This is a genomic window from Vibrio sp. TRT 17S01 (assembly GCF_050113695.1).
Classification (GTDB): domain Bacteria; phylum Pseudomonadota; class Gammaproteobacteria; order Enterobacterales; family Vibrionaceae; genus Vibrio.
Map to the genome: position 1 here is coordinate 234,500 of NZ_JBNJOG010000003.1, position 26,111 is coordinate 260,610.

23 protein-coding genes and 2 pseudogenes are annotated in these 26,111 nt (G+C 41.5%); 13 read left to right on the plus strand and 12 right to left on the minus strand.

Annotation, left to right across the window (positions count from 1 at the left end; all coding sequences use genetic code 11):
• Positions 1–160 precede the first annotated feature (160 nt).
• The 4 genes from ACQEXS_RS06635 (at position 161) to ACQEXS_RS06650 (ending at position 4,546) form a co-directional block, all read left to right on the plus strand.
• Positions 161–1,165 (plus strand): response regulator, encoded by a 1,005-nt coding sequence (locus ACQEXS_RS06635; protein WP_367989720.1) that lies wholly within the window; start codon positions 161–163, stop codon positions 1,163–1,165.
• Positions 1,165–1,605 (plus strand): PAS domain-containing protein, encoded by a 441-nt coding sequence (locus tag ACQEXS_RS06640; protein WP_367989721.1) that lies wholly within the window; start codon positions 1,165–1,167, stop codon positions 1,603–1,605. The genes ACQEXS_RS06635 and ACQEXS_RS06640 overlap by 1 nt, the downstream gene beginning before the upstream one ends.
• Positions 1,606–1,677: 72 nt before the next feature.
• A complete protein-coding gene (locus ACQEXS_RS06645; RefSeq protein WP_427013248.1) occupies positions 1,678–3,165 on the plus strand; it encodes an NAD(P)H-hydrate dehydratase in 1,488 nt (495 codons plus the stop codon).
• A 337-nt stretch (positions 3,166–3,502) separates the two neighbouring features.
• Complete coding sequence (locus ACQEXS_RS06650) at positions 3,503–4,546, plus strand: GMP reductase (protein WP_427013249.1); 1,044 nt, start codon at positions 3,503–3,505, stop codon at positions 4,544–4,546.
• Between the two features lie 84 nt (positions 4,547–4,630).
• On the opposite strand, the pseudogene ACQEXS_RS06655 reads toward ACQEXS_RS06650, so the two are convergent.
• Positions 4,631–4,967 (minus strand): annotated as a pseudogene (locus ACQEXS_RS06655) (site-specific integrase); the annotation flags it as partial.
• Positions 4,968–5,159: 192 nt separating this feature from the next.
• Between ACQEXS_RS06655 and ACQEXS_RS06660 the strand changes: the two are divergent.
• Positions 5,160–5,546, plus strand: coding sequence for a hypothetical protein (locus ACQEXS_RS06660; protein WP_427013250.1), 387 nt, complete (start codon positions 5,160–5,162; stop codon positions 5,544–5,546).
• 1 nt (position 5,547) lies between these two features.
• Complete coding sequence (locus tag ACQEXS_RS06665; RefSeq protein WP_427013251.1) at positions 5,548–5,910, plus strand: hypothetical protein; 363 nt, start codon at positions 5,548–5,550, stop codon at positions 5,908–5,910.
• Between the two features lie 27 nt (positions 5,911–5,937).
• Here ACQEXS_RS06665 and ACQEXS_RS06670 read toward each other — a convergent pair whose 3' ends face one another.
• Together ACQEXS_RS06670 and ACQEXS_RS06675 are read right to left on the minus strand one after the other, a co-directional pair.
• A complete protein-coding gene (locus ACQEXS_RS06670; RefSeq protein ID WP_427013252.1) occupies positions 5,938–6,480 on the minus strand; it encodes a hypothetical protein in 543 nt (180 codons plus the stop codon).
• 175 nt (positions 6,481–6,655) lie between these two features.
• Positions 6,656–7,137, minus strand: a pseudogene (locus ACQEXS_RS06675) (phage portal protein); the annotation flags it as partial.
• A gap of 404 nt (positions 7,138–7,541) precedes the next feature.
• Here ACQEXS_RS06675 and ACQEXS_RS06680 point away from each other — a divergent pair.
• Entirely contained in the window at positions 7,542–7,691 is a 150-nt protein-coding gene (locus ACQEXS_RS06680) for a hypothetical protein (protein WP_427013253.1), read from the plus strand.
• Positions 7,678–9,867 (plus strand): hypothetical protein, encoded by a 2,190-nt coding sequence (locus tag ACQEXS_RS06685; RefSeq protein ID WP_427013254.1) that lies wholly within the window; start codon positions 7,678–7,680, stop codon positions 9,865–9,867. The genes ACQEXS_RS06680 and ACQEXS_RS06685 overlap by 14 nt, the downstream gene beginning before the upstream one ends.
• A gap of 53 nt (positions 9,868–9,920) precedes the next feature.
• On the opposite strand, the gene ACQEXS_RS06690 is transcribed toward ACQEXS_RS06685, so the two are convergent.
• From ACQEXS_RS06690 to ACQEXS_RS06705, 4 genes are all read right to left on the minus strand, one after another.
• Positions 9,921–10,151: a hypothetical protein gene (locus ACQEXS_RS06690; RefSeq protein WP_427013255.1), complete on the minus strand. Its 231-nt coding sequence runs from the start codon at positions 10,149–10,151 to the stop codon at positions 9,921–9,923.
• A 402-nt stretch (positions 10,152–10,553) separates the two neighbouring features.
• Entirely contained in the window at positions 10,554–10,871 is a 318-nt protein-coding gene (locus ACQEXS_RS06695; protein ID WP_427013256.1) for a c-type cytochrome, read from the minus strand.
• A gap of 88 nt (positions 10,872–10,959) precedes the next feature.
• Entirely contained in the window at positions 10,960–11,964 is a 1,005-nt protein-coding gene (ltaE, locus tag ACQEXS_RS06700; protein WP_427013257.1) for a low-specificity L-threonine aldolase, read from the minus strand.
• Positions 11,965–11,973: 9 nt separating this feature from the next.
• On the minus strand, positions 11,974–12,504 hold the full coding sequence (locus ACQEXS_RS06705; RefSeq protein WP_367989731.1) for an NUDIX hydrolase: 531 nt from the start codon (positions 12,502–12,504) through the stop codon (positions 11,974–11,976).
• Between the two features lie 268 nt (positions 12,505–12,772).
• On the opposite strand from ACQEXS_RS06705, the gene ACQEXS_RS06710 reads away from it, so the two are divergent.
• A complete protein-coding gene (locus tag ACQEXS_RS06710; protein WP_427013258.1) occupies positions 12,773–14,428 on the plus strand; it encodes an ATPase RavA domain-containing protein in 1,656 nt (551 codons plus the stop codon).
• Between the two features lie 10 nt (positions 14,429–14,438).
• Entirely contained in the window at positions 14,439–15,884 is a 1,446-nt protein-coding gene (viaA, locus tag ACQEXS_RS06715) for an ATPase RavA stimulator ViaA (RefSeq protein WP_427013259.1), read from the plus strand.
• A 53-nt stretch (positions 15,885–15,937) separates the two neighbouring features.
• Here viaA and ACQEXS_RS06720 read toward each other — a convergent pair whose 3' ends face one another.
• Positions 15,938–17,935 carry a methyl-accepting chemotaxis protein gene (locus ACQEXS_RS06720; RefSeq protein WP_427013260.1) on the minus strand — a complete coding sequence of 666 codons (1,998 nt, stop codon included), beginning with the start codon at positions 17,933–17,935 and terminating at the stop codon, positions 15,938–15,940.
• Between the two features lie 190 nt (positions 17,936–18,125).
• Between ACQEXS_RS06720 and ACQEXS_RS06725 the strand changes: the two genes are divergently transcribed.
• A complete protein-coding gene (locus ACQEXS_RS06725; RefSeq protein ID WP_427013261.1) occupies positions 18,126–19,676 on the plus strand; it encodes a DUF3369 domain-containing protein in 1,551 nt (516 codons plus the stop codon).
• 12 nt (positions 19,677–19,688) lie between these two features.
• Here ACQEXS_RS06725 and ACQEXS_RS06730 read toward each other — a convergent pair whose 3' ends face one another.
• Positions 19,689–21,635, minus strand: a complete 1,947-nt coding sequence (locus ACQEXS_RS06730) for an ATP-binding protein (RefSeq protein ID WP_427013262.1) — start codon at positions 21,633–21,635, stop codon at positions 19,689–19,691.
• 99 nt (positions 21,636–21,734) lie between these two features.
• Between ACQEXS_RS06730 and ACQEXS_RS06735 the strand changes: the two genes are divergently transcribed.
• Positions 21,735–22,706, plus strand: a complete 972-nt coding sequence (locus ACQEXS_RS06735; RefSeq protein WP_427013263.1) for an ABC transporter substrate-binding protein — start codon at positions 21,735–21,737, stop codon at positions 22,704–22,706.
• A gap of 13 nt (positions 22,707–22,719) precedes the next feature.
• Here ACQEXS_RS06735 and ACQEXS_RS06740 read toward each other — a convergent pair whose 3' ends face one another.
• Positions 22,720–23,634 carry a GGDEF domain-containing protein gene (locus tag ACQEXS_RS06740; RefSeq protein ID WP_427013264.1) on the minus strand — a complete coding sequence of 305 codons (915 nt, stop codon included), beginning with the start codon at positions 23,632–23,634 and terminating at the stop codon, positions 22,720–22,722.
• Positions 23,635–23,761: 127 nt separating this feature from the next.
• Here ACQEXS_RS06740 and ACQEXS_RS06745 point away from each other — a divergent pair, with 127 nt between their 5' ends.
• Positions 23,762–24,106, plus strand: a complete 345-nt coding sequence (locus ACQEXS_RS06745; protein WP_427013265.1) for a HopJ type III effector protein — start codon at positions 23,762–23,764, stop codon at positions 24,104–24,106.
• Positions 24,107–24,136: 30 nt separating this feature from the next.
• On the opposite strand, the gene emrD is transcribed toward ACQEXS_RS06745, so the two are convergent.
• Together emrD and ACQEXS_RS06755 are read right to left on the minus strand one after the other, a co-directional pair.
• On the minus strand, positions 24,137–25,342 hold the full coding sequence (emrD, locus tag ACQEXS_RS06750; protein ID WP_427009638.1) for a multidrug efflux MFS transporter EmrD: 1,206 nt from the start codon (positions 25,340–25,342) through the stop codon (positions 24,137–24,139).
• A gap of 191 nt (positions 25,343–25,533) precedes the next feature.
• Positions 25,534–25,842, minus strand: coding sequence for a cysteine-rich CWC family protein (locus ACQEXS_RS06755; RefSeq protein WP_427013266.1), 309 nt, complete (start codon positions 25,840–25,842; stop codon positions 25,534–25,536).
• Positions 25,843–26,111: the final 269 nt, after the last annotated feature.

Genomic DNA, 26,111 nt, shown 5'->3' on the forward strand with positions numbered 1-26,111 from the left:
CAAAAGCCTTCCTCCGGAAGGCTTTTTTATTCGTCAGCTACCCACCTTACGCTTATTTATTCTCACTCATTAATAATTATCTTTGGTTTATCGTCACAGCTCCCATAACTATCTGTTACAATTTAACTTATGAGTTAATTGATAGCAGTGAGCCTTTCGTATGTCCTTTCCAGTACTTATCTGTGATGACTCCGCCTTAGCAAGAAAGCAAATGGCACGCTCTCTTCCTGCGTCGCTAAATGCCGATATTACTTTTGCTGTCCACGGATTGGATGCACTCGAACAACTAGAGAATAACAACTTTAAATTGCTTTTCCTCGATTTGACAATGCCTGAACTAGATGGGTTTGGAACATTAGAAGAGATACAGAAACGGAACATTGATATTTCCGTTGTAGTGGTTTCGGGAGACATTCAACCGAAAGCCAAAGAACGTGTCATGGCCCTTGGGGCAAAAGCGTTTATTCAAAAACCAATCAATAAAGATGCGTTAAACGAAGTTTTAAAAAACTTGGTTGAGCAGCCAAGTCAACCAAGGATGTATACGCCAACATCAGTTGAACTGCCGATTCTTCGACGTCGAGATATCTATATGGAGGTGGCCAACGTTTCGATTGGTCGTGCGGCAGATGCATTGGCACGACACTTTGATGTTTTTGTCCACCTTCCTTTGCCTAACGTCAATATTTTCGAAGTCAGTGAATTGCACATGGCACTTCGTGATTTAGCAGAGAATGATCAAGTTTCTGGTGTATGCCAAGGTTTTAGTGGAGAAGGCATCGCTGGTGAGGCGTTAGTATTACTGAGTGACTCTAGCGTTTCAGACTTGAAAAAACTGATGAAGGTACCGGCAGATAGTGAAGAGCTGGAAGAGCTCGAGTTACTAATGGATATCTCCAACATTCTTGTGGGCTCATTCCTTAATGGGTTAGGTGAGCAATCTGAAGTGCGTTTTTTCCAAAGTTCGCCTGTGCTACTTGGGCAACACATTTCGATTGATTCTATCATTAATTCGACAACTGGCTCGTTCAGTAAAACGATGACATTTGAGGTCAGTTACAATATTGATGGCACTTCAATTCGGTGCGATCTACTCTTTATGTTTGTCGATGAATCACTGCCGTTATTGGATAATAAACTTTCTTATCTGATGGAGGACTTCTGATGTTGAATCTTCCTGCTGAGTTTGAGCAGTTCCACTGGATGGTGGATATGGTACAAAATGTAGATTTGGGTCTAGTCGTTATCGACCGAGATCATAATGTTCAGGTTTGGAACGGTTTCATGACACACCACAGTGGAGTGCAGTCACATGATGCTATTGGCAAGTCGCTATTCGAACTGTTTCCTGAAATTCCGCCCGATTGGTTCAGGTTAAAAACGAAACCCGTGTATGATTTAGGGTGTCGTAGTTTTATCACATGGCAACAACGCCCTTATTTGTTTAAGTGCCGAAATGTGCGACCTGTGACTCAGCAAGCTGAGTTCATGTATCAAAACATTACTCTTAACCCAATGCGAACCCCAACCGGTGAGATTCGTTCACTGTTTCTTTCAATACAAGATGCGACAGCAGAAGCATTGGTGTCATTGAATAACAAATAATGCTAGTAAAGCCGAGGATTTCCTCGGCTTTTTAATTTATGGTGTTAAGTATTTTCCTTACCGAGCATACCTATGTTACCAACTCGCCTATATACAGCCGACCAAGTAAAAACAGGGGAAGTCCTTGCGGCAAAAGTTGCAGGAATTGAGATGTATACATTGATGACGCGCGCAGGTCAGGCTGTGTTTGATGTGTTGCGCCTGGAATATCCTGAATGTAAGACGATCTGTGTGGTATGTGGTGGCGGTAATAATGGTGGTGATGGATATGTTGTGGCGAGGCTCGCACTTATCGAAGGTTTTAATGTTCGGCTAGTTCAACATGGTAACGCGAATAAGCTTTCTGGGGATGCAGCGACAGCAAGAGATGAATATATAAAGGCTGGTGGTCTTGTATCTGAAGAGATAGGTACGTTCGCTTCACTATCCACCGTTATTATTGATGCGCTACTGGGCACTGGATTAAAGGGTGAAGTAAGGCAGTCCACCGCGACACTAATACACGATGTAAATTCGACCAACTCTCCCGTAATCGCAATTGATATACCTTCAGGATTATGCAGTGATACAGGGACTAACCTTGGTGAAACCATCATTGCAGCCCACACAGTGAGCTTTATTGGCTTAAAGCAAGGGCTAATGACTGGAAGCGCAAGAGATTTTGTGGGTAAGCTCCATTTCGCAGGATTAAATGTTGATAAGCATTTTGATAAAGGCAACGTGTGTTCAGCTGAGATTTTGCAGTCGATCGATTTAGAGTGTGCATTTATGCAACGTACTCAGTCCGCTCATAAGGGAAGTCACGGTAAAGCTTTACTCGTTGGCGGGAATGAAGGTATGGGAGGTGCGATTCTTATCACTGGTTCAGCTTGTGTTAGGACTGGTTGTGGGTTAACTGCCATGCTGACCCATCGTGCTAATTTGCACGCCGCTTTAGTTCATACCCCGGAAGTCATGTCGGGGGATTGGGGGAACAATGAGTTATTTGAAAAGAGGTTAAGTTGGGCGGATGTTTTGGCCTTTGGTCCCGGGTTTGGGTTGGATGAAGAATCTGAACAAAGGTTCCTTACGTTAAGTCAGAGCTCAAAATCCAAAGTAGTTGACGCAGATGCGTTAACACTCCTTGCTAACCATACCTTCAAAGATGACAACCGCATTATTACACCGCATCCGGGAGAAGCTGCAAAGCTACTTGATGTTACGGTTAAAGAAATTGAATCTGACCGCTATCAAGCCATTAAAACACTTCAGCGTAAATACGGGGGAATCGTCATTTTAAAAGGGGCGGGCACACTGGTATGTGATGGTGGCCAAGTCGATGTTTGTGCTGCTGGTAATCCGGGAATGGCAAGTGGAGGGATGGGGGACTTATTGACCGGAATATTGGTTAGTTTGTTAGCTCAGCGATATTCGTTAAGCGAATCTGCTAAATTAGGCGTATTACTTCACAGCGTCGCTGCAGATATAGAAGCCAAAAAGAACGGAGAAATTGGGTTGTTAGCGAGTGATTTATTGCCACATATCCGTACATTGGTGAACAATAGAAACGTGGAATATTGAGTGCATTTTGTAAAAATATGACGAAACTATCGTTTGCTGGAAACGTTTGCTATATGATTTTTTGAGTCTTTTGTTTGACTAAGTCTTTGTTAGTTAAAGATTAAGTGAAGTGACGTTGTTGGTGTGGTACCCGCAGATTTGCAGATTTCGAAATAGTACCACAAAAAAAATGCAAATATCAGACTTGTAGGAAATAAATCACAGCCTATAATGCTGAAAACCGGAGCGTCTGCCAACGCTCCGGTTTTTTTGTGTCCGAAGAACAGTAATGGCGTCTGCCAACGCCTTACTACGCACTCTGCGATGACACATACATGATGAATCAAGGAATTACACAATGCGTATCGAACAAGAACTTAAGTTAGGTTTTAAAGATGTCCTGTTTCGCCCGAAACGTTCTACCCTAAAAAGCCGTTCTCAAGTAAATTTAACCCGCGATTTTACATTCAAGCATAGTGGCCGTCAATGGTCCGGTGTGCCAGTTATTGCAGCTAATATGGACTCTGTCGGTAGTTTTGCTATGGCAAAAGCGTTGTCTGAGCATGGCGTGATGACGGCGGTTCATAAGCATTACACCGTTGATGATTGGGCTGACTTTGTGAAGAGTGCTGATAGTTCTGTTTTGAATAATGTCATGGTATCAACAGGGACTTCGGAAGCTGATTTCCAGAAGACAAAAGACATTATGGCATTAAGCGACGAGCTCATTTTCATTTGCATAGATATTGCAAATGGCTATTCAGAACATCTAGTCGAATATATTGAAAAAGTACGTGCAGCATTCCCAGATAAAGTGATCTCTGCAGGTAACGTGGTTACAGGTGACATGTGTGAAGAGCTTATTTTAGCGGGTGCAGATATCGTTAAAGTTGGTATTGGACCTGGCTCAGTATGCACGACGCGAGTTAAAACTGGTGTCGGTTACCCTCAGCTTTCGGCCATCATTGAATGTGGTGATGCCGCCCATGGCCTTGGTGGCGTGATCATTGGTGATGGCGGCTGTTCATGTGCGGGTGATGTAGCTAAAGCTTTCGGTGGTGGTGCAGATTTTGTCATGCTTGGTGGTATGCTTGCAGGTCATGAAGAGTCTGGTGGTGAAATCATTGAAAAAGACGGCGAATCATTCATGAAGTTCTACGGCATGTCTTCTAAGAGCGCGATGGATAAGCACTCTGGTGGTGTAGCGGGTTATCGAGCTGCTGAAGGAAAAACCGTACTATTACCATTCCGTGGTAGCGTATATAACACCATTCAAGACATCCTTGGTGGCGTGCGCTCAACGTGTACATACGTTGGTGCAGCAAAGCTTAAAGAGCTAACCAAGCGTACAACTTTTATCCGTGTACAAGAACAAGAGAACAACGTATTCGGCAAAGAATAAGTCTACAATTCTTTGGAAAAGATTAAATTTTAAGAGTCGCATTTAGCGGCTCTTTTTGTCTGAAAAACTCCAAGTGGCGACAAACTACAGATTTGGGATTGGATTATGAGTGATTGCTTCTGAAAGGTGATCAGGTGCGACGTGTGCATAACACATCGTCATGCTGATATCGGCTATCTCTCAGTACAAGAATGTTGCCACCATTCATCATAAAGTGGCTAACGAAAGCGTGGCGAAAAACATGCGAAGCTTGACCAGAAGGCAGTTCAACCCCGAGTTTGTTATTCAGAATGTAGCAAAAGGGCGTGTAGCACTCCTCGAACAACTTACCTGAGATTGGCTTATAGATCTCATGAAATGATAAAACAGCATATGAACTCTTTCTCTCAGGAAGCGAAGACTTTTTAATACCTATTGTATTTCCAGGTTACGAAATTCTAGTTGTGGAAGAACAATCTTTCGAAAATTTTGGCTATAAGATGTCCACCCCTAAAGTTAAAGCACCATATCTTGGGCATGCAGGAGTCATTTTAATCAATGGTGATACTCTGGACTAACGCGATATTATGAATATGGTAGATACCCAAACAGAAGCTCTGACATACCGGGAAATGTGAGAAAAGTTAGTGTACCTGATGTTAGATTAAAAAATGGATTAATAACAGAAACCTCATTAAAGAAAACGCTAAAATATATATCCAATTCTTCTGGACAGAGTGGCAAAATATCAGCGGTAGTATTACGAGGACATTTTTTTGATGATGGTGATGCTTGGTTAAAAGAAAAACTAGATGGAAACAATAGTACGGATAAACAGCCTTATGATTTAGACAATCACAATTGTGTGACTTTTGTTATAGATTTAGCTGATTACTTGAACCTAGAACCAACTTGGAAACCGCCAGTTGTCATCCCAAATGCATATATTGAGCAATTTCAACTGTCAGAAGTCGATTTAGACTATGATTTTGTCACTGACACTTTAACGGTATCGGAATAACATGAAAAAACTCTTCAAAACAATATTATTATTTTTGATAGCTACCTTTGTGGCCTTGATAATTCTTAGTCTCACAGTTTTTAAGTTTGAATCATCCCCTTCTTCTGATCATAAACTACTTGGTGAGATGCTCTGGATTTCTGCACCTGACGGGGGGATAGGTTTCAGAATCATAGAAGCTAAGCATCCAGATTACATAATTAGAGTTACTTGTAACACTCCTGATAATGTTTGTCATGAAGGAAGGTTTATATATACAGGAAGAAAATTGAAAACAGTCACGTTGAATGACATTTCATCCTATTTTGGTGATGATATCGATTTAATGAATGGTGAGAAGCTAGAATCTAAAGGAGAGAAATAAAGGCTTTAATTTATGGCGGAAAAATGGCTATTTGAATATATAAGCATCTTGTTGAGAAACTAAGTTATCAAAGCTTGCGGAGTTAAATACTTGTAAGCAACTCATACTCTGAGAGCTAGAGCCTCCCTTCATATGACTTATTGATTTTTTTGCTTCGTTCTTCATGTAATCGCTTACCGTTTGATACGGGTCGTGTTTAACCTCTAATGTCTCTTCATCTTGAATAACTGAGTACCGACCACCTCCCATGAATAAAAAAGCCCTTTGAGCATAACTCAAGTCTTTACCTAAGGCGCTCTCTGGATCTATTTCACGTAAGCACTTTACTAATGCGTAGTTTTTAAGGTCTTTTCGAGCTTCAATTATGTAATCATCAACTGACGTGTTGCTCGCTTTACAACCAAACGTTAGAAGAATAGAAACAGCGAATATAGGTGTTAGTCTTTTAATTCCCACAGCATTACCTTTTTTGCTTTGACAGCGGCCATCGGGGTAGCGACTTGGAAAGTAACTAGGGTCTTGGTAAGAACTACCATCGCCAGTTTTAGAACCGTCCCTATAGTGAATCACCCACTTTGACTGCTTTACTCATACCAAGTCTCCTCAAGTATTTTGTATGTTGTTTACGTAACTTGTAAGTTGATATCAATACAATTAAAAGGGAAACGGGATACAGGTCTCTAGCGGGCAACTTGTTGCTCGAATAATTAATTTATGAGCAAGTTTTTGTAAATGGGTGTCATCTCTATTGCTGCGCTAGATCTTGTTTTTCGTATCTGTTTATTTTGAACACTTCGTAACCTAAAAAGTCATTTAATTCTTGCATCATGTCAATCAGCAGCAGTAACCCATTCTTGTGAAACAACCAATCAAGTTTGTTTAGATCTAATGATGTAATGCTTTCTAGACAAACGCTCATTAACTCGATTGGTACTCGGTGTCGTGCTAATACATCGTTCATTGTTTGGTTTTTTACCTCTTTGAATGAATCTTTAGCTTCAATTTAACAATAGGCTTGAGTTCTGGCGCTTTGGTATCTTTACCTCGGGCATTTACAAACATATTTTTAAATGCCATACCTTCTTTGGCTTGCAGTTTCGCTTTGACTTCTACTTCTTGTTCTTTGGCCATGCAAGGCTTATTTACATGAAGTAAGTAACCCACGAGTTGGCTTTTGCGATAATATTGACGGCGAAATAAGGTAGCGTCGTCATTCAACCAGATAGAAATGTTCAACTTGTACATATGTAGGCGCAGCAAAGCTTAAAGAGCTAACTAAGCGTACGACTTTCATCCGCGTACAAGAGCAAGAAAACAACGTATTCGGCAAAGAATAAGTCTACAATTCTTTGGAAAAGAATAAATTTTAAGAGTCGCACATAGCGGCTCTTTTTTTATTCTTCAATAGGTTTGTCTTGCACCATTCATGATTTACTCTTCATTAATGTAAGCCAACGCATTCAGTGTTTAACTTTCTTCAAATTAAATGTCCTTATATTTCACAATGATATTCACGTCCATTTAAATGAAGTGACTTAACATGCATGACTCTCATGCTTTAGTACTAATATTCTCAGTAGTATTCGGTTTTTTATTGAGCTGTTTAGTATGACTTCATACAAGGAGGGGGTATGAAAATGTGGGTTATTAAGATGGCTGCGACATTCGCGCTTTGTTGGATGGTGAGTGGGTGTGGGGACAGTTCTAGTGCTTCTGCTGTCTCAACCTCGTCACTAGAGCTACCCGAACAGTTGGAGGTAGTGACAAATGAAAGTGAATAACATGATCTTGGTGCTGAGTATTTTAAGTGTAAGCAGTAGTTTTGCTGCATTTAATGATGCGAATACAGACTACTCAAACGTTGAGCAAAAAAGCTATGTTTGGAATGAAGCGTTAGAGCCAATAGAACTTGTGAACAGTATTCTTTGTTTTACGTCTCAATTTAATAGCTTGGAGTTCGTTAATACCGGCGCTTACCTTATTTTGGCTGACGAGGCTGCGTGTTTTGATGAAGAAGGAGGAGTGGATGGGCAGTCTTCAGGGGCAAATGCCACGACTTATATGAAGGTTATATCTTCAGTGACGCGGAGCAATGATTTTTCCCCACTCATCGTCAATGCATGGATGCCGGAAATGGGGGATGGCAATGAAACCCAAGCGATAAAATTTAAGGCAGAAGTCTCTCAAGGTGCAACCGACGCCAACCCATTTGGTAGCTTTACCTTTAATTTCGATTTATTTGAGTCATTCGACACGAACAATCAGCGTGGAACGGGCGAGGTCGTGACGGTTGATGATGTTCCCGGGTCAATAGGCTTTACTATTTACGAACAATACAACGCAGACGGACAAACAAATGTTCAAAGAGCTAGTGTCGTTATGAGTAGTGATAGAACTTCTGGGACGGCATTAACAGGGTTTGACCGTGGTGCTTATGGCGAAGAGTCTTACGCACTTACTTTCAATAGCACCCATGTTCTGATGCAAAGTGTTAATGGGGATTTTTCAGATCTACCTTATAAATCAGGAAACAATACTGGCACTTGCTATAGTCGTACTGAGTTTAATGACGTGGTTCATCGTTATGACTTATTTAGTGCTTCAACGGGAAGCCGTGTCAGCGTCAATAGTGGTTTTTCAATTAAGTATGATGGTGATAATAACGGTAGTTTTGAAAGCTACGGTTTTATCGGGTATTGGGGGCTTTGGACTGAGCAAAATGGCGGTATCGTAACGGGAGATACCGTTGTGAGAGAAACTGCTGGCGGCTCTAGCAATTATACGGCAGTTGTCGCCCCTGGCAGATTGATTAAAAACAGCGTGAAAACGTTAGCACTTAGCCAAGCACGAAGCATTCTATTCTCATATTGGGATAGTGCAATTTTTAGCGACCCAAACTATGACCAATGGGTTGTAAACTACCTCACAGTTACTGCCGATAGTGTGGGGCAGGACGGTTTCTATAAAACGGGTAAGCTCAAATGGGGGGAGAGTGGACCTGAAGTGGCTGAAATCACCCCGACACTGATTCCATTATCGACCAACGACTCGTTATACATGTATTCCGATCAGCTTGGAGGAGAAGTTAAATACCTTGAAGGAAAAACAAGCCTGACGTATTACGAACAAACCTTTATCAATGGTAGTGAAACAGGTTCTGGTGAGTTACTTAATTCTGGTTCGGTCACCTTTACGTGCTATGACAATTGCCCAATTGGCACCTTCCAGTCTACTGATTTGGTTAACTATTCGGGTACTGGAAGTCCCTATGAAACAACGACGGGACCTTTTTCTTTCACCTTTAGTAACACAGGTGGTAACGCATTAACGCTTGTGAGTAGTACAAGTTCAGAGCCAGTCAGATTTGCTTCTTCTCTTACGGAAAACGATATATCGTCGTCTCCACATAGTTGGGGAGTTCGTAGTGGGCCGATGATCATTGGAAGTGTTAGTAACCCGTGGGATATTTATGACCCTGCAATTACAACTGAGTTTTATGTATGGGAAACTGGATTACAGACATGGAATCAAATGGCTACAATGAAAGATAGCTCGGGTAACTACTTAAGTTTCGATAGGCCAATACAGTTCACGTATCAACATACTTCAGCAAACGATCGTAGCGGAAATGCAGGTGTCTATGCTCAGCAAACGTTTTTGTTGAATTATGGTGGTAATGGCAGCTTTTGGGGTGTTCCCAGTGCAACGGATGGTGATGGCCGTTATCAACCTGCGTTTTCCATTGCTGATGGTGTAGTCATGGGGTCAAGCAATCAATACGTGATAAAAGCGTTAGAGATTGAGCAAACTATGCAAACCGCACCGGGAGAATGTGACAGTCTAGTATTAAGTGATCCTGCTGCGCCTGTGCCTACTGGAGTCACTGGAGATGCTAACATCGGTACGATGCCGACGGTCTCCGATGAGCCCGCAGTAATCGCAGGTGTTACGCAATAATGTTTTAGAGTATCGCCTGCCATATGCTATAGCAGGCGATACATTTCAGTCGCTTAGGATTGCTGTTCTTTATCGGTTTCTACTTTACGTGTAACGAAGTGTTCATAACCTAATTTATTCCCTTCAAATAAGCCTTTCATACAAGCTTCTTCTTTTGAAATACCTCGGTTGATCCTTTCACGTTTTAACGTGTTGCGGTAGCTGGCCTGAGTTTTATCGTACATTAAGTACGAATTTTGATAGCAAACTTCGTAATCTGTAAGGCTATCGGCTTTATTAGTCATTTGTCGAACAGTCTCATTGCTCGCGCATCCTAGGAGAGTCATTGCTAACCAACTGGTTATAATAATTATATGTTTATTCATCGCTCTATTTATATATTTTGAAGGCGATGCGTATCGTAATGATCAGAACTGATGAAATGTCAGGAAGGCGTTAGCTGCCAATTGTTGTTTGAATGCAAGGTTATTATTTGTCTTCTGTATGATTTATTGGTGGTGCATTTGCTTGTCTTTGTTTTGTGGATATGAATTGACCGCGGCAGACAAGCAAAAACACCTCAAGGCCTATTGGTTGTAGGTATATTCTGAATATTTATAACATGTTATTTACAGGCTCAGATCTGAGTCATCGTTAAGATTACAACCTAAGTTCAAAAGGCCTTAGGTTGTCATTTTGCTTACGAGTCAAGGAAGCTCAGCATAAAACGCGGCAACATCTTTTAAATCTAGATCGTTGAGCTTTTGAAGTTGAGCTTTCATCATTTCAGCGAGAGGTCCTTTGCGTTGCCCCGTTTGATAAGACTTCATTGATTGATATAAGTATTCGGCATTTTGACCATTAAGGTGGGGATAACCGCTGTTTTCTGGTGAGCCGTCTTTTGTATGACAATAAATACAACTCGGGGCTTTACGCTCTCCAATTATCGGATCACCAAATTGCTGTGCTGCTGATGTAGAAAATGAAGCAATTAGAAAGACAAATGATAGGGGGGTATATTTCATATCAGGATCTCAATAACCTATTGTATTTAGGTAAAATAAAGCTTCCCCTAAGGGGAAGCTCAATGTGGTGAGATCAACAAAATAGTACTTATGTGTATTGCTTAAGTTTTTTGAGTAGGAAATCGACATCCGTTTCAGTGATGTCGTGATGCGTTACAAAGCGGATGGGATTTCCGGCAGACACTGTGATGCCTTCTTGCGCAAGTTGTTCGACAAGCGTATTAACATCAACAGACTCCACTAGTTTAGCGAAAACGATATTTGTTTGAACAAAGTCGGATTTCACTTCGAATGCATCGAGTTTTTCGAGACCGTTGGCGAGACGCTTTGCGTTCGCATGGTCGATTTTTAGTTGTGGCACTTGCTCTGTTAATGCTAGTTTGCCAGCAGCGGCAAGGATTCCTGCCTGACGCATACCACCCCCAACCATTTTACGTAGTCGGCGTGCTTTGGCGATGTATTCCTCTGAACCGAGTAATAAAGAGCCTACAGGCGCGCATAACCCTTTCGAAAGGCATATTGTCATCGAATCGAAGTATTGGGCGATTTCTTTGACATCGATATCAAGCGCGACTGCAGCGTTGTATACGCGAGCGCCGTCAAGGTGTAATGATAGCTTGTGTTTATCTACAAACTCTCGGGCTTGTGCAAGGTATGAGATCGGAAGTACTTTGCCGTTAATGGTGTTTTCCAAGCTTAAAAGCTTCGTACGTGCAAAATGGCTGTCATTGGGTTTAATCGCAGCAGCCACTTTGCTGAGGTCCAACGTACCATCTGGATTGTTCTCAATTGGTTGAGGTTGAATCGAACCTAACACTGCGGCGCCACCTGCTTCATAACGATAATTGTGAGCTTGCTGACCACAGATGTATTCGTCGCCACGTTCACAATGCGCCATCAAACCAAGAAGGTTGGCTTGGGTTCCTGATGTTGTAAAAAGTGCAGCTTCAAAGCCATGTCGTTCAGCAGCCCAATGTTCCAGTTCATTGACCGTTGGGTCATCGCCATAAACATCATCTCCGACAATGGCATTGGCCATTGCTTCGCGCATTGCTGCCGTTGGTCGAGTTACCGTATCTGATCTAAAATCCATGCCACACTCCTAAATAAATCCACAAAGCTTTGCTTTACTCAAGCAAGCGATGGTCTTGGCGTCGGTAATTTCTCCCTGAATGATCTTATGTTCCAACTCAGGTAAAGAAAGGGTAATTACTTCAATAATTTCGTCTTCATCACATTCGTAACGATTGGTTTTGGATAGATTTTTTGCCACATAAAGGTATTGGATCTCATCACAGAAACCAGCCATAGGTGTTACTTGTCCCATAGGGATAAATGTTTCAGCACTGTATCCTGTTTCTTCTTCAAGTTCACGTTTTGCGCAAGTAAGTGTGTCTTCTTTTGCTTCGATGGTTCCAGCAGGCAACTCCAACAACCACTTTTTTAAAGAAGGGCGAAATTGATTAATAAGAACAATTTGGTTGTCTTTAGTGATTGGAAGAATCACCGTCGCACCTGGATGAATGATTGTTGTATGTTGAATAGTTTGATTTGTAGGTAGCGTAACGGTCTCTTCAACGAGCGAAATACGTTTCCAGCGATGTATGGTTGTGTTGTGTTTTTTATGATTCATCTGTCTTCTATAAGCGACACTTCTAAGCTTGCTTTACATTACCACTAACGAGAAGAATTGGCAGGCTCATCTTTGAGTATCAACTTGTATATTCTTCTTAGAACAGTGATTTAATTATCATTAATGCAAACAATGATTACATCATAAGTCACAGAAATTCGTTCTGCTATAAATATCCGTCTGATAAAAAATCCACTTGTAACAAAGTGATAACAAATGTATAAATTTATATATACATAGCATACGGCTAAGGTGAAAGGAACGAAGCATGATCAGCCCTACTAGAGCATCACATTCTCAAAAAGCTTTGCTATCTGAGCGGATCAACAAGCTCGCTCAAGCTTTGTCTGATGGTGTTTACGAACGTGAAGATACCATAAAGATGTGTTTGCTTGCTGCACTTGCGGGTGAAAGTGTCTTTTTACTTGGTCCTCCGGGAATCGCGAAAAGCCTAATAGCTAAACGGCTGATTCAAGCCTTTGATAGCTCTTCTTATTTCGAATATCTGATGACACGATTCTCCACACCTGAAGAAGTGTTTGGTCCGTTAAGTATTCAAGAATTGAAAGATAACGGCCGTTACGTACGGCTAACAGAGGGGTACCTTCCAACTGCTCAAGTCGTATTTCTTGATGAGATTTGGAAAGCTGGTCCCGCCATTCTGAATACGCTACTGACTGTCGTGAACGAAAAGACCTTCAAAAATGGTAATGAAATTGAGCGTGTGCCTATGCGTTTGTTGGTTTCAGCTTCAAATGAATTGCCTGACGAAGACAGTGGCTTAGAAGCATTGTATGACCGGATGTTAGTCCGAGTATTCGTAAACCGTATCCAAAATAAACAGAACTTCAAATCCATGTTAACGGTTGGCACTTCTCAAGAGGCGAAAGTTCCTGAAGGCCTAGCTATTACTGATGCAGAGTACCATCAGTGGCAAAGTGAACTTGAACAATTAGAACTTTCTGATGATGTGTTTGAAAAGCTCTACGAGTTAAAAAATATGTTAGAGCAAGCCGCAGAGACAAATACGCTATCAGACGGCGATCTATACATTTCGGACAGACGCTGGAAGAAAGCGGTCAAACTACTTAAGGCGAGTGCGTATTTTAATGGCCGAGACGCGATCAATCCTTTGGACTTGCTGCTACTACAGGACTGCTTATGGAACAGCCCTGAATCACGTGACGTTGTGCGCAGTGTTATTCATAATTTTGCGCTCAACCATGCATTCAACCAACAAGATGTTGAACAGCAAGTGAACTATTGCCGCGAGGAGCTGGAAGATGTTCAGCAAGCTCTAGAGTCGCAGTTTGGCATTGAGTTATCCAGTGAATCAACGACCGGCCTATTGAAAAAGCAGGTTAACCACTACGATATTTCTGGGGCGAAAAGCTACAAAGTGGGCAGTGCATTTGATTTGGTTAAACTGGTGTTGTTGCAAAGCAATATGTCGGTATCTGAATCAGAAAAAGGCGATAGCCGTTGGGTTTACGTTCCTAAGAATGAACTTGAACGTGTGATAAAAGATGGACATGGTGATGTTTATGGTTACGTTAACCAAAACACCAACATGTGCCGGTTACGCTTCGATGTTGATGCTGCCAATAATCTAGTCATTAAGGATATTGCGAACCGAGCTGTACTTGTCGCGTTGGTGACAAATAAAGGGCTAGATGACGCTTTATACCAAAGCTGGGTAGACAAATCTCAATCTGCATTAGAGCAACTTGAACAAGCAGAGCATGCTTTAAGAAAAGCGCGATCTGACTTCCATGGTGCACTGCCTCATGCATTCGTCGACCAAGATATCCCACGGACGATGGAAGCAAGCCTACAAAACCTTTCTCAATTAATCGAATCTACTAAAACCGAGTGTGAACGTACGGTTTTTCGTTTTAAAAACCTAAATCAATTTTTCTCTTAAGGAGGCGGGCATGCTCGGTGCAGATGGTTTAAACCTTGCTTTGATGATCGCGGATTCAGGCATTATTGACTCCGCAGTTAACGACTTAATGGCTCGTTCTCAAGTCATGGTTATGGCTGAAAATAAAGGGGTAAAAAGCTCGGTTAAAAACCATCTACTGAAGTGGCGTGGTAGCGTAAAAAAGAGAATCACTAAAGTCTGCGAAACTGAGCGCTTCCAACAAGAGCTTGCACTGTATCAAGAAGTCATTCACTGGGATGAAGAACGTTTTTTCAATGATATTCATGAAGTCATCAAAAAACTGGAGTGGCATTCTGCGTTCTATCTTCAAGCTCGTCGCTTAATAGAGAAAAACAAAGGGGTACATAACCCGATGTTCCCGCATTACTTTTGTGATGAATGGTACAAGAGTCTTTCTGATGCAATATTACAAGCACAGGTTTCTGAGCTAGAGACAAACAAGGAGAAAGTACTTAAAGACCTTTATCAACGAATGGAAACCATGAAGAACATGGACAAGGTCGCGGAAGAAGGGGATATCGGTAGTGTGGGGCGCTTGTGGGATATGGCTTCCGCTAAGCTGAGTAAAACGGATTTAACCGTTATGAAGCGCCATGCCGAGTTTTTGAAAAAGAATAAAGGCCTGCAAGATATCGCTGAAAAACTAGGACGAATGGCCGGACAGGTTGATGATCCCGAGCTAAACAAAGCGCCGGTAGAAGAATTACAGATGGTCGAAGAGAAATCGGACGAAGCTACTGACGACATCGTGGGTATTCATCAAAGTGACGATTTAAACAAACTTCTTCCAAATGAAACCATGTTTCTTGCTTATCCGGAACTAGAAGTTGTTTTCTACAAAAACCTCGCTGACAAGCGGTTAATGAACTATCGAATGCAGGGTAAGTCTCGCACTTTGCGTAAAGTCAAAGCACAGAAACCTGACAACAAGCAAGTTGACGTCGAAAAAGGGCCATTTATCGTTTGTGTTGATGCGTCAGGCTCTATGAGTGGATTCCCAGAACAGTGCGCCAAAGCAATGGCCTACGCCTTGATGCAAATCGCGCTAGCAGAAGATAGAGAATGTTTTGTTATTCTATTTTCAACTGAGCAAATTACGTATGAATTAACTAGGCAAGATGGTTTACGAGAAGCCAGTGACTTCCTGTCATACAGTTTTCACGGTGGCACTGATTTAGAACCCGTTTTGGGCAAATGCGTTGACTTGATGTTGGGTGATAAATATAAAAACGCAGATATGGTGGTAATTTCTGATTTTATTGCGCCAAAACAATCTGAAGAGTTACACGCGCGGGTGATGGCATTAAAAGAGAAAAAGAATCGCTTTCACGCTATCAGCTTATCTAAATACGGAAATCCTGAATTGATGAGTATGTTCGATCATTGTTGGGCATATCATCCAAATCTTGTTGGTCGTTTAATGAAAAAATGGTGACCGTATTGAGGCATCGCTTTGGTATGCCTCAATACGTCATGTTAGCCTAGTTTTTATGCCAATTTAAAGGTTTGAAGTTGGTTCTGCACATGCTTAGCTTCTGTGCGGTAGTTATGGACGACATTATTCAAGTTGTTGGCAAGTTCCCCTGTGTTCTGAGCAATTTCAGCTAAGACATCAATATCTTTATCCACGGCTTCACTAGCTTTAGATTGTTCAATTGTTGCATTAGCAATGCTGGTTATGTGCGCGTTAACAAGCTCAATTATGGATTCTAACTCACCGACACTCTCAGCTACCTGTGAGACCGACGAGTGAGTTGAATCGGTTGCGGTGCGGCTTTTATTCATATTTTCTACTGCGGTTTGAGTATTGCTGGTCATGTTTTGCAAAAGTTGACCAATGGACTCTGTCGCTTCTTTACTTCGTTGGGCTAAATCTCTTACTTCTGAAGAGACGACTGCAAAACCACGCCCATGTTCACCGGCTCGGGCAGCCTCAATGGCGGCATTGAGAGCGAGCAAGTTTGTCTGCTCAGAGATGCCATTTATCGTATCTACGATCTTGCTTACGCTACTCGCATCTTCCTCTAGCTGCTGCATGCAACTTTGAGTTTGTTCGATCTGATCAACTAGCGCTTCAACTACATGGAAAGACTCTTTGCTTTGTGCTTGGCAGGCCAGAACTTTTTCAGTCATTTGTTTGGTTTCTTCAAGCGACCGTTCGGATGATGTTGCTATATCATGACTCGACTGTGCAAGCTCGGTCATTGCAGTCGCGATGTTATCGCACTTGGCTGTGGTGGACTGGCTGCTTTCGCCTAAATTCGTCGCATTTTGAACGATCTGCTCCAGTCTGTCAGAGCTGTGGTCATTGGCGCGTGTTATGTCGGACAGTAATTTTTTCAGATTTTGAGTTAGACCGTTGACGCTTTTTGAAATTAGAGAAACTTCATCTTTGCCATGGTTCTCAAGAGAAATACTGAGATCTCGTTGGTTCGACATAGTCGCGAGGTTCTCGGTTAGTAGCCCAACGCGCAGTTTAAGGTTCTTAACACATACATAAAGAGAACCAACTAAGATAAGGGCAAGTAATGTGGTTGTTGTGAATAACATAGTTTGCATGAAAATAGCGTTATTCGCTTGGTTAGAAGCAAGAGCTGTCATCTCTTTCTGTATTTCATTCCGAACATTATTTAAGGATTTAATTCGCTCTGTTGCCATACCAAACCACTGAGAAGATTCGGGGCCAACAAGGGAGGATAATGTTGCTTTTTGAGAGAGGTAGGAACTTTGTATCTCAACCACTTTCTGCCATGTATCACTTTTAATCGCACGATTTAACACCACTGCATATTGGTTGGGCAGGGTAATGAATGCCATTCTTTGACCATATTCACCAGATTTTATGTATCCTTCTACTGAGGTATATTGGCCTAGAGTTGAACTTTGACGCGCGAATGCACCGTTCAATGCACCGCGTACCTGACCGGCACGTTCTTTCATCGTGATAACTGAAACGAGTCCACTACCGAGTGAAGAAACTTGTGGGTTATTGAGCAAAGAACTTAAGGTAGTGGCATTATCTATGGCCAGTTGATTTAAATTGGAATAATACGCGAAAGGAGAGAGGTTAGGCCTAAGCGTATCGACCTCATTTCGGACTTTATTGAGCTGGTTTAGTTGTGCGGTTACGTCCTTTCGTAAAGCATGGACAAATTGATTTTCAAGATAGACTGGTTGGAAATCAAGGAATGCATTTACATGCGTATTAACCGTAGAACGATGGTTCTGCAATTTTTCGACTTGCTTACTATTCCCTTTACTTCCAAGCACTCCCGCTGTTAATCCACGCTCGACCGCCAAGTTGTGTGCGAGATTGTCATACAGCAAGATAAGATGAACGCTTTCTTTATCTTTTTCCGCATGGACTACTGCGTTCTTTTGATTCGAAACTAGCTCAATAGCCATCGAGATTGAAATAAGAATTGGAATTCCAGCTAACACAGAGACCACTACATAGAGTGGGAAATATTGTAATACCTTTTTCATCGGGTCACCTAAAGCATTATTGTTATATGGCAGTATTAGAATAGTTAATTTTATGAAATTAATGGTTAAGCAATTCGTGTTATATGATTGCACTCACAAAGAAAATTCACTCTCATTTTCGTATCGTAATTAACCATTTAAGTCGATTTTGTGCTAAACCTAAGTTGTGGATGCTAAGGAGTGTCAGAGCATGGAGCTTTTCGCTGATAAACGACAACCTAATAATGTTAGGCTGGATGAGAGTTCGAGTAAGCCAGAGGAATTAACTACACCTTGGCGCGTATTGTTGGTGGATGATGATGAACAAATGCATCAGGTAACTCGACTAGCGTTAAGCGGATTTAAGTTCCAGGGGCGTGGCCTAGAATTGATCTCTGCGTTGTCTGCATCAGAAGCAAAATCCATCCTTGATAAGGAACATGGTATTGCGTTGGCACTGGTTGATGTTGTGATGGAAACAGAACATGCTGGCCTAGACTTAGTAAAATATGTCAGGGAGCAGACGAAAGATCACAAGATTCGACTCGTTTTGAGAACCGGACAAGCCGGCCAAGCGCCAGAAGATCTCGTCATACAAGAGTATGATATTGATGATTACAAAGAGAAAACTGAGCTTACGACCCAAAAGTTAAAAACGCTCTTATATTCAATGCTCCGTTCCTACCGTGACCTCTGTTTAATTGAAGAACAAAAAGAAGGTCTTTCTCGCGTTATTAAAGCATCTGCAAATGTTCAAAATACCACCACCTTAAAAACTTATGCTTCATCAGTCCTCAGTCAGCTAACCTCTCTCCTCAATTTAGATGCATCAGCATTTTATTGCTTAGCTCAACCATCACCCGATGGTGAGCAGTGCAGGGCATTAACATTAGCTGCAACAGGTGGTTATGTTGATTTTTCAAATAAGTGCGACTTTGATTTATTGCCTGAAGTGGTAGCAAATCGGTGCAAGCAAGTACTTGACTCTAAGAAGTCTCAACACTTTGGTGATGCATTTGTTCTGCTATTAAGTGATGAACACGATATCGATAATTTGCTTTACGTGAATCTCAAGCGAGAGTTAAGTGAATTAGACAGAAAGCTATTGGAAATCTATATGCAAAATATTGGCCTAACATTTGAAAACCTAAATCTGATGTTAGATCTAAGGGAAACCTCGAAAGAACTTGTTTATAACTTGGCAAATGCCGTTGAAGCACGAAGTAGGGAAACGGGTGCTCACGTTCAACGTGTTTCACTTATCTCGGAACGTCTTGCTGAGTTATATGGCCTCAATGATACTCAGGTTAACCATATTAAAAATGCAGCTCCTCTCCATGATGTCGGGAAAGTCGCAATTCCCGATAGCATTCTTCACAAACCCGGCAAACTTGATGCGGATGAGTGGGAGATCATGAAGAAACATGTCGAGTATGGTGTCGATATTCTCAGTAAATCCAAGCGCAAGCTTATCGATTATGCAAAAGAAATTGCAGCAACCCATCATGAAAAATGGGATGGCTCTGGCTATCCAGCAGGTTTGAAAGGTGAAGCGATTCCGATCAGTGGACGTATTGCCGCTGTAGCCGACGTATTTGATGCTTTAGGGGCCAAACGCTCCTATAAGGAACCCTGGCCGGATGATGAAATCATGCAAGAACTTGTAGCGCAAAAGGGCAAGCATTTTGATCCGGATTTGGTTGATCTCATGGTGGATTACTGGGATGACTTTATCCGCATACGTGACAGTTTACCTGATTAATGAACAGGTACGTTAACTCACTTTGCTATTGAGCTCTGAAGGCAAAACAACGGGTAGGGTAATAGTGTAGTGGACCCCTCTATCTGGTTCTGAATGGAAACTAAGTGTCCCCTTTAATTTCTGATTCACTAAATTGAACACCAAATTCAACCCAAGCCCCGATCCCCCTTTACCACGTTTACTCGTGAAAAACGGTTCAAATATCTTGTGGTGGAGCTCTTTGGCTACGCCGACACCGTTATCATGATATTCCAAATTGATACTGGAGTTATCGTTTAAATGAAACTTGATAAGGATCTCTGGTGTCGCTGTTTGCTCGAAAGCATGGTTAACACTGTTCATAACTAAGTTGGATACAACCTGAGTTAACACACCGGGTAGGCTATTCATCATTATGCTTTCATCTCCTTCAATTTGGGGGATTACAGGCACTTTTCTAGTCTCAGGATGTAAACTGGCGATTAAGGCTTCAAGTACTTGTTTTACCAGAAATTGGCTTCGGCTTTCGGATACTTGATCAACGGCTGTTTGTTTAAAATCTCGGATTAGTCGTGATGCACGATTTAAGTTTTGTTCCAACATAGATGAACTTGCAGTGATTTGTTGCATGAGCGAGGCAAACTGATCCGTCGTCAGGGATTGAGATTCAAATGCGCCATTGAGTGTTTTTGTTGTATCTTGGATGACAGAAGCTGCGGTAACAGAAATTCCCAACGGAGTATTCACTTCATGAGCTACACCAGCAACAAGCCCGCCAAGTGCAGCAAGCTTTTCCGATTCAATCAGCTTTTCTTGGGTACTTTCTAGCTCCTTCATGTTGTTTCTTAGATCAATCGTTCTTTCCGCTACAGTGTGTTCAAGATTTTGATTAAGTGCTTGAAGATCAAGTTGCGTCAGTTTTAAATCGGTAATATTTATCGCTGAACCGCGAAAACCCACAAATTTATCATCAACATACCGAGCTTGGGCTTGAAACATGAGATATTGCGTCACCTCGTGGAGAGTAATCGACGTTTCAATTGTATTAAAATCATTTCTTCGAGCGACCGCTTTTACCAAATTCGTGGCGTGTGCGAGTTGAGGGATATCACTGAATAAAGGTTTGTCTAAAGCACTAAGTCCAAGCGCTTCGTACATGGAGTCTGAACAGTAAATGAGGTTGCCATATTCATTGGTTTCCCAAAGCCAATCAGAAGAAACATGAGCAAAATCCTGTAATCGTTCCTTTTCCTGTTTAATGTTTCGATAGAGGGTTGTTAGGTTGCTGGTTAGCCGGTTTGTTTCTTCACCCAACCAATCAAGCTCATCGACATTCTCTTTCATCCAGCCACCACGCATTAATTTTAATTGCTCTGGCGGATGCCTAGGACTGTACTCCCTAAGATAATGACTGATTTTGAATAGACGACGATTAATACTTTGATGAAAAACTAAGAGTATTACAGTGCAAACTAACAGGGTTTTGATGGCGTTAAGTAACAGCGTCACAATGAATTGCTTGATAAGGTAGTTGTAGATCTCTTGTGCATTTGACTCAACGTAAATGTGTCCAATGGATTCAACTGTACCCAATTGCTTGTTGTGATAGTTCAATGGATAAGTATCCGCTACGATGTCACCTACAGTTTTTTGGCCAGCATTAAAAGAGTACGTACCTGAAGTAATTTCCAGATAATCGATTTTAGGTAGATTGACCAAACCTTCTAATCGCTCTTGTAAAACAACGAGGTCGAAATTCCAAATAGACGTCGCGAGTAGATCAGCATGTACGGTTTGAACTTCAATATGTCGCTGTTCGACAACATTAAACTGATCTTTATAGTCCCAATATAGTTGAAGCAGAGTGGTCAGTAACGTGATGACCCCGCTTAACAAAATTAGGATCAATATAATCCGTCTGCCAAGCCTACTCGAAAATGGGTTTGTAATACCTTGCTCAAACCTCTGGGCTCTACTCATCTTTATTCTTTCCCATTTAGCTTATTAGTTTGAGTATAGGTCTAAAAAATCATCGTTAAGTTCTAAACTTAATATATCGTAACTGAGGTGAGGTAAATTATGCATCTAGTTGTATCGCTGTTTTTGTTTTTCCCCTGTTTGGCTTTATCGGCTGATGTATTAATCATCGAAAGTTATCACAAGGAATATGCATGGGATGCCAGTTATGTCGTTGGTATAAAAACAGGGTTGGGCGATGAATATCAAATTGAACGATTTGAGATGAACACCAAGCGTCTACCTAAAGAAAAGTATCAAATGATGGCAAATAAGGCCTATAAACGTTATCAAGAGTTGAAACCACGTATTGTGATATTGGGAGACGACAACGCATTTAACTATTTACTACCTCAGCTATATAACGAACCTATTTCGATTCTGTTTTTAGGTGTGAACTCAAACCCTAGAAAGCTCATGAATAAATACAAAGGGCAGGCCGAAATATCGGGCATTCTTGAGCAACCATTATTTGTAAAAAATATTGGAGAAGTTGGCGCCATGCTGCCTAGCGACAAAAAGAAGATAATTGTGTTGTTCGATTCTGGTATAACGTCAAAAATTGCAAGTGATTATATGCACCTTCAATACAACTTGATTCAAAGTAAATTGGGAATCGAGGTTGATATCCTAAATATTGGCGCCTTATCCGACTGGAAAGCGGCAATAAAAGGAGCAGCCTCTCAAGGCGTTGGGGCAATTATAGTCGGGTTATACCACACCATTGTAGACTCGGAAGGACGTAGCGTGAATGCTGATGACATCTTGGCTTGGACAAACCAAAACTCAACAGTTCCTTTATTTGGTTTTTGGGATTTTTCTGTAGGCATAGGAAAAACGGCTGGTGGGGTTGTTTTATTCGGTGAGGCGCAAGGGTTAATGATTGGTGATATGGCAAAGAGTATTTTAAATGAAAAGAAACGCGCTAGTGATATTCCAATCCAAGTTGGAGTGAAAGGAAGGGCAATCTATAGCCCAACTGAGTTTGAACGATGGAATTTAGCCGCTCCCCCGCAATGGGAAGCGGTTGATTAAATCTATTCAGCTTTTAGTGCTCACTAGGCGTGTGTTGACTAGCATTACCGATAAGACTTTGGAGCGTTGGTTTGCTAAAACAATCTGAAATGGTTTGTTTTAGAGAAATTCGGCTAAGACTTAGGTTTTCTGTCTCTTTAGTCAGCTGATTGTAATCTTCAAAAATCCGGTTAGAAAGTTGGTTAAGTTCACGTCGCGTATTCAATAATGATAGGACGACAAAGGTTTTTTCATCGATACGTGCAATGATATCTGTTTCACGGCAAACGTTTTTAAGTACATCAGCGGCGGTTACAACGCACTGGTCTGCCGCTTCCACACCATAAGCATGGCTTACCTTCTCGAGTTTATCGACGTCTAAAACAAGCAGCCCAATGGATTGCTCGTAACGGGGAGCATCTTTAAGCTTTTGCTCGCCCATTAAATTAAAGCCGTTGCTGTTGAGCAACCCAGTCAATTCATCTGTCAGTATCAACGCTTCATTCGCGTGTTTATTCCACAAACTTAATAGGTCACCATGAAGTATGTGGGCTATTTGTTTAATTAACTTCTCAAAACTTACTGTTACTGGCGATGAGAGTTGCACCACTATAGAACCGAATAACTCTTTATTTGACCAATAAATGGGTAAAGCGATAGCGGAGTGTTGAATAAGGTGAATGGTATTTGGCTGGCTTTCTATTTCAACGTTGGGAAGTTGATTGAGAAATGCCACGTACAGATCACTGAGCTCCGTTGAAGGTAGGGTAAATGAATTAACATCCTTTTGGCTACTCGACACAACACTGAAATGTTTTTCGCACTGCTGTACTATATGACATTGCGTGTTGGGAAAGAGTTCAGCTACTAGCTCAACGGCATCCTGCCAATGTGAAAGGTCAATCAAACTATTACTATGGTGCGATAGACACTGCTGAGTATTAATCATAATGCAAAACCTTGTTATTTTTCTGACCTGCTAAAGCAAGTGGTTTTATGATGTGGTCAATTAGTTTAGCTATGAAAGCGTTACACATTGTCATAATATAGTTTGATTTTATTAAAAAGAGTGACATATGGACGTGAACACATTGATCCAAAAGCTAAAAGATGCACCACAAACTGTAGAGTTTGATGAAATTATAGCCGTTATTGACGACGTATATAATTTTAGTCCAACAACCTTTACCAATGGTGAGACAAAGAACGAACAAGGCCAAAATAACGGCTCATGTAAAATTTTTGCCTTTGCTAAACTAAATGGTCTAACTAAAGAGCAGGCTCTCGCCTGTTTTGGTCGCTATTATAGGGAAGATGTTCTAGAAAACCCAGATGGAACTGATCACCAGAATATTCGTAACTTTATGAAAACAGGTTGGGAAGGAATCACGTTTTTTGGTGAGGCTTTAAGTCTAAAGTGAATAAAAAAGGGAGGCAACGCCTCCCTTTAATTATATTGCCAATGGCATCTGACTTGATGAGTCGTGAGTTTTTGCAACTCGAATTAGTCCAAGTAGGGCAATGATGGACATTACTGCCATAATTGCGCCAACAGGCATCTGGTCAGTCGCAGGGATTGCTGACGCAATTAGTGTTGCAATACCTGCCCCTAAGTTTTGCATACCACCCAATATTGCGCCGCCAGTACCAGCATGATACGGGTAGGGTGAAAGTGCACCTGTCGTTGCCGCAGGGAATAGGATCCCGGCGCCTAAGAAATAAACCGTTGCTCCCCCAACAAGCGTTAAGGCGGTTGTCATCCCCAGCATTCCAGGGATAAGTACAATCAGCGAGCCAACCATGATGGCAACAAGACCTACGATAAGTGATGCTTTTTCAGAACGTTTCCTTGCGATGTAACTGGATAGGCCTGCGCCAATCAGGTAACCAGGAATAGGTAAAACAAACAAGATGCTCACAATCGTTGCCGGAAGCTTTAAAACACCAGCAAGTAATACACCTGCTGCCGCTTCAAAAACAGCGACGCCTGCGAACGTCGCAACCAAGCACAGCAAGTAACCTTGAAAGCGCTTGCTCGATAGAACAAAACGGTAGCTATCGGTAACGCGTTCATATTTTCTTTTTTCAATCGGCAAGGTTTCGTTAAAGCTCGTTGCCATCGTGATTACCACTGCAATCCCAAACAGAGCTAGAAACAGATAGCTAGAACGCCATCCGAAAACTTCGGTCAAGTATCCGCCAAGTACAGGTGCTAACAAAGGTGAAAAAATAACACACATACTAATTAGGCTATTTACTCGGTGTAATTCGTTTCCTGAAAAACAGTCACGAGTTAGTGTCCGAGACATCGCGCCTCCACAGCCAATTCCAACGCCTTGAATAAAGCTACCAGCTAAAAACCATTCATATTGGTGGGCAAATAACGCAAGCAATGTACCCAGAATATAAATAACAAGCCCTGAGATAATAATGGGTTTGCGACCAAGGCGATCAGACAAAGGGCCATAGATAAATTGAGATAAGCCGTATGGAATTAGATAGCAGGCCATGACAGCTTGTAGCGCTGCTGGTGACACTAGGAACTCTTTAGCCATGTGACCGATTGACGGTACGTACATGGTTTGAGTCATTTGACCAACAGCCGTCAAAATGGCAATTAGAAAAGTAAGTTTAATGACATTGGAAGAAGCAGACATTACTTTACACCTGAAAGAAAAACCATTAGCAGTAGCTATGGATTAAATTGCGAATTGAATTAAGTTAGAAAGTTCAGGCGCGAGATGTTATAGGGGGTTAGAAGAATGGGCAATCAAAAAGTGTGATCTTGAGTAAGATATATTTCTATGTTACCCATTAGAAAATCTAATTAATAATTTTAGTGTGCGGTTCATGATATAGGTTGCCTTTCTAAACAATCTCGGCATAAACAATGCTGGTCTTGTTTAGTTTTAAAACAGTCTCGCGGCTCCAGCTCAAAACACCAACAATGACTTTTTCCTGCTTGAATGTCACAGGTAGCTGGTTGGTTACAAGAAGGGCACAGATGGTTAGAAGTGTGCCTAGACAAAGTTGATAGGATTTCATCACGCTTATGGTCGGTATAGCTTTGCCATTGGTTGATTTCTAACATCGTGCGTTTACAACCTGAGCAAATGCCACCATTATTTTTACAAGCGGCGATACACGGTGTTTTCATATGAGATCCCTAATATTTTAACACTGGCAACTATAATTCATTCGTTCTCAATTGCGAAATTGTAATGTGGTCTAAGTCCTAGATGATTGAAGGGAAATTGAGATTTTAGCTTGACCAAGTAGTCATAAGCGTTAATCTAAAGGTAAATGATAATTAATATCATCGTGACGATATGATTTCTCTGTTTGCTACTGTTGTTTTTATTTTGGGCTTAGGTTCTAAGCTAAGGTTATCTGTATCTGAGATTTGTTTAAGTGTGTTAATATCGG

Bases quoted from the DNA above. Each gene is read 5' to 3' on its own strand.
- ACQEXS_RS06635 (WP_367989720.1), top strand. From the start codon at position 161: ATGTCCTTTCCAGTACTTATCTGTGATGACTCCGCCTTAGCAAGAAAG.
- ACQEXS_RS06640 (WP_367989721.1), top strand. From the start codon at position 1,165: ATGTTGAATCTTCCTGCTGAGTTTGAGCAGTTCCACTGGATGGTGGAT.
- ACQEXS_RS06645 (WP_427013248.1), top strand. From the start codon at position 1,678: ATGTTACCAACTCGCCTATATACAGCCGACCAAGTAAAAACAGGGGAA.
- ACQEXS_RS06650 (WP_427013249.1), top strand. From the start codon at position 3,503: ATGCGTATCGAACAAGAACTTAAGTTAGGTTTTAAAGATGTCCTGTTT.
- ACQEXS_RS06665 (WP_427013251.1), top strand. From the start codon at position 5,548: ATGAAAAAACTCTTCAAAACAATATTATTATTTTTGATAGCTACCTTT.
- ACQEXS_RS06680 (WP_427013253.1), top strand. From the start codon at position 7,542: ATGAAAATGTGGGTTATTAAGATGGCTGCGACATTCGCGCTTTGTTGG.
- ACQEXS_RS06685 (WP_427013254.1), top strand. From the start codon at position 7,678: ATGAAAGTGAATAACATGATCTTGGTGCTGAGTATTTTAAGTGTAAGC.
- ACQEXS_RS06690 (WP_427013255.1), bottom strand. From the start codon at position 10,151: ATGACTAATAAAGCCGATAGCCTTACAGATTACGAAGTTTGCTATCAA.
- ACQEXS_RS06695 (WP_427013256.1), bottom strand. From the start codon at position 10,871: ATGAAATATACCCCCCTATCATTTGTCTTTCTAATTGCTTCATTTTCT.
- ltaE (WP_427013257.1), bottom strand. From the start codon at position 11,964: ATGGATTTTAGATCAGATACGGTAACTCGACCAACGGCAGCAATGCGC.
- ACQEXS_RS06705 (WP_367989731.1), bottom strand. From the start codon at position 12,504: ATGAATCATAAAAAACACAACACAACCATACATCGCTGGAAACGTATT.
- ACQEXS_RS06710 (WP_427013258.1), top strand. From the start codon at position 12,773: ATGATCAGCCCTACTAGAGCATCACATTCTCAAAAAGCTTTGCTATCT.
- viaA (WP_427013259.1), top strand. From the start codon at position 14,439: ATGCTCGGTGCAGATGGTTTAAACCTTGCTTTGATGATCGCGGATTCA.
- ACQEXS_RS06720 (WP_427013260.1), bottom strand. From the start codon at position 17,935: ATGAAAAAGGTATTACAATATTTCCCACTCTATGTAGTGGTCTCTGTG.
- ACQEXS_RS06725 (WP_427013261.1), top strand. From the start codon at position 18,126: ATGGAGCTTTTCGCTGATAAACGACAACCTAATAATGTTAGGCTGGAT.
- ACQEXS_RS06730 (WP_427013262.1), bottom strand. From the start codon at position 21,635: ATGAGTAGAGCCCAGAGGTTTGAGCAAGGTATTACAAACCCATTTTCG.
- ACQEXS_RS06735 (WP_427013263.1), top strand. From the start codon at position 21,735: ATGCATCTAGTTGTATCGCTGTTTTTGTTTTTCCCCTGTTTGGCTTTA.
- ACQEXS_RS06740 (WP_427013264.1), bottom strand. From the start codon at position 23,634: ATGATTAATACTCAGCAGTGTCTATCGCACCATAGTAATAGTTTGATT.
- ACQEXS_RS06745 (WP_427013265.1), top strand. From the start codon at position 23,762: ATGGACGTGAACACATTGATCCAAAAGCTAAAAGATGCACCACAAACT.
- emrD (WP_427009638.1), bottom strand. From the start codon at position 25,342: ATGTCTGCTTCTTCCAATGTCATTAAACTTACTTTTCTAATTGCCATT.
- ACQEXS_RS06755 (WP_427013266.1), bottom strand. From the start codon at position 25,842: ATGAAAACACCGTGTATCGCCGCTTGTAAAAATAATGGTGGCATTTGC.